At 40.6% G+C, this 2006-nt stretch carries 4 protein-coding genes; 1 reads left to right on the plus strand and 3 read right to left on the minus strand.

Annotated elements, in window-relative coordinates; translation table 11 throughout:
- The 3 genes from AB4653_RS21530 to AB4653_RS21540 all read right to left on the minus strand — a co-directional run.
- The coding region (locus AB4653_RS21530) for a DUF2796 domain-containing protein (protein ID WP_136975497.1) at positions 1 to 381 on the minus strand (381 nt) is incomplete at its 3' end.
- Between the two features lie 41 nt (positions 382 to 422).
- Positions 423 to 713, minus strand: coding sequence for a DUF2607 domain-containing protein (locus AB4653_RS21535; protein WP_083784112.1), 291 nt, complete (start codon positions 711 to 713; stop codon positions 423 to 425).
- A 90-nt stretch (positions 714 to 803) separates the two neighbouring features.
- Positions 804 to 1355: a YtfJ family protein gene (locus AB4653_RS21540; protein WP_009847759.1), complete on the minus strand. Its 552-nt coding sequence runs from the start codon at positions 1353 to 1355 to the stop codon at positions 804 to 806.
- Positions 1356 to 1607: 252 nt separating this feature from the next.
- Here AB4653_RS21540 and AB4653_RS21545 point away from each other — a divergent pair, with 252 nt between their 5' ends.
- A complete protein-coding gene (locus AB4653_RS21545) occupies positions 1608 to 1808 on the plus strand; it encodes a DUF1107 family protein (RefSeq protein ID WP_004735283.1) in 201 nt (66 codons plus the stop codon).
- Positions 1809 to 2006: the final 198 nt, after the last annotated feature.

Raw genomic sequence — 2006 nt, forward strand, 5'->3', positions numbered from 1 at the left:
GTCATCATGGTCGTGTTCAGCGTGTTCAGCGTGGTCATGGCCTTCATGGTCATCATGATCGCCTTCCAAGGTGTTCGTCACCGACTTGAACTTCAGAGTACAGCTTGCATTTTTGAAACCAAATAGCTCATCTGGCTTGTTTAATTGCGCAATCGCTTGTTCAAATACTTTCTTTTGCTCAGCAGTTTCTGGAGCATGTTCAAAGCCAACCACATCAGCGCCGGGAGCTGTTACTTCAACAAGTAGTTCTTGCCCATCTTGAGCGATGTTCACCTCAACTTTACCGTGCACGTGTGCTTCGTGAGAGCGGAATTCTTCGTTAGCTAGAACATTAGTAGAGACAGTCATACCGATAACAACGGCTAGAATAGTAGGTTTCATGTTTTTTTCCTGAATAAAGGTTAATTAAAAAGTAGTGGTAATTAAGAAATCTTTACAGGAGGTGAACGTGCTAAATAAGCGAAATACAGGCGCTGTAACGAAATGACTGACTCTGTGATAGCGACAGTAAATTCCGAATGGAACTCTGGGATCTGTGGAAGTGAATGCGCCGTTATGAACTGATTTATCGAAAACAGCTCACAGTGATGTGAAGAGTGATGATGTGGGTCGATATCTACAATATGTGTCGCTGCTAACACGCTCAACATGAGCATCAGCCCAAGCAAGAAGCCTGTTTTACGTTTCACATTATTAGGTGTGTTTTTCCACATCAGGATGATTAACCACAGAATTAAAAAAGGATACTGTTATAATATAACAATATCCTTTGGTCAGGTCTCGAAAAAGACGCGAATATCTTATTAAAGGCTCGCTTTAATCAACTCAATAACTTGAGTGACTTCTGAGTCGTTTAATGCCCCTTCTTTAACAAACAATATTTTACCTTGCTTGTCTTGAACGATAATCGCTGAGCTCTCTTCTTTTAAAGCCCATGATGACGCTACGGTTCCGTCTTCATCTAGCACCATAGAAGACCATGGAAATTCTTCTTTGCTACTTTCTGCTGACGATTTAACAAAAGACCCAGTTCCCCAAATCGCATCATCTTGGTTGATGATGGTAGTGGTTTGGTAGCTGTCTTCTGCGAATTTCGATGCTGTAATTGCTGCCATCAGTTGTGCGTTGAGCTCTTTCGAGCTGCTACGGCCAGCAATAGCTTGAACGACGCGAACTTTACCTAGAAGATCATTGGTTGCCCAAGCTTGATATCCAGTATTTCCGTCGTTTAGTACGATTTCACCATAGTTGCTAACATCGACAGCAGGCAGAGTTGCACCGACTGATAGATTATGAGCATTGGCGAAAAGTGGAGAGGCTGCGGCTAAAAAAGCCAGTAGAGTTTTGTTTTTCATTATATTTTTGTTCCGCTTATTGGTTTGCTCTGGAAGTATAATATGAAATTTGAAAAATGCCTCTTTAACTTTTTTATCGTACGGTGTGGAAATAAGTTGCAGGCTTGTTACCAAAAGGTATAATGCATCAATATCGAGATGAACAATAGATTATCTTGCTGTTTGCTAAAGGAATTAGCGATTTAATGTGCTTTGAATACGTTGGTGTTCAGGTACGTGGCTGTAGTACTCAAATGGAATTGAGGTTGTATTATGTTAAGAAAATTTTCTACTTACCGTCCACATCAGGTGGCGCGTTTCGTTAAAGTCCTGTTCAAAGGCCAGTTTGCTATAGAGGGTATCGGAGAGTTTCGCTTCGACCAAGGCAAGGTGCTTCTTCCTGAAGTTTCAGACAAACAAAAGCTAACGATTTTTAAAGAAGTTAACGGCACCATTGCTGCGCTGCCGGTGTAACTGACTGTTATAGATTTGCATTTCGTCAAATAGATTTCCAATGAAAAAGGGCTTCCTAGCGGAAGCCCTTTTTTAATGGATGTTGTTCTAGTTTGTATGCCTAATACCAATCGTAGTAAATAACTGTTCATCTTAGCTGGTTAAAACACTCGATAACATCGTTAGAAATTTTGATTGTAGAATAACTACTTATCGAAA

Origin of the sequence: Vibrio sp. 10N.222.48.A3 (assembly GCF_041475345.1) — a bacterium.
Classification (GTDB): Bacteria; Pseudomonadota; Gammaproteobacteria; order Enterobacterales; family Vibrionaceae; genus Vibrio; species Vibrio tasmaniensis_A.

What these genes read in the sequence shown, in the direction of transcription:
- AB4653_RS21545 (WP_004735283.1), top strand. Translation starts at nt 1,608, where the DNA reads ATGTTAAGAAAATTTTCTACTTACCGTCCACATCAGGTGGCGCGTTTC.
- AB4653_RS21540 (WP_009847759.1), bottom strand. Translation starts at nt 1,355, where the DNA reads ATGAAAAACAAAACTCTACTGGCTTTTTTAGCCGCAGCCTCTCCACTT.
- AB4653_RS21535 (WP_083784112.1), bottom strand. Translation starts at nt 713, where the DNA reads ATGTGGAAAAACACACCTAATAATGTGAAACGTAAAACAGGCTTCTTG.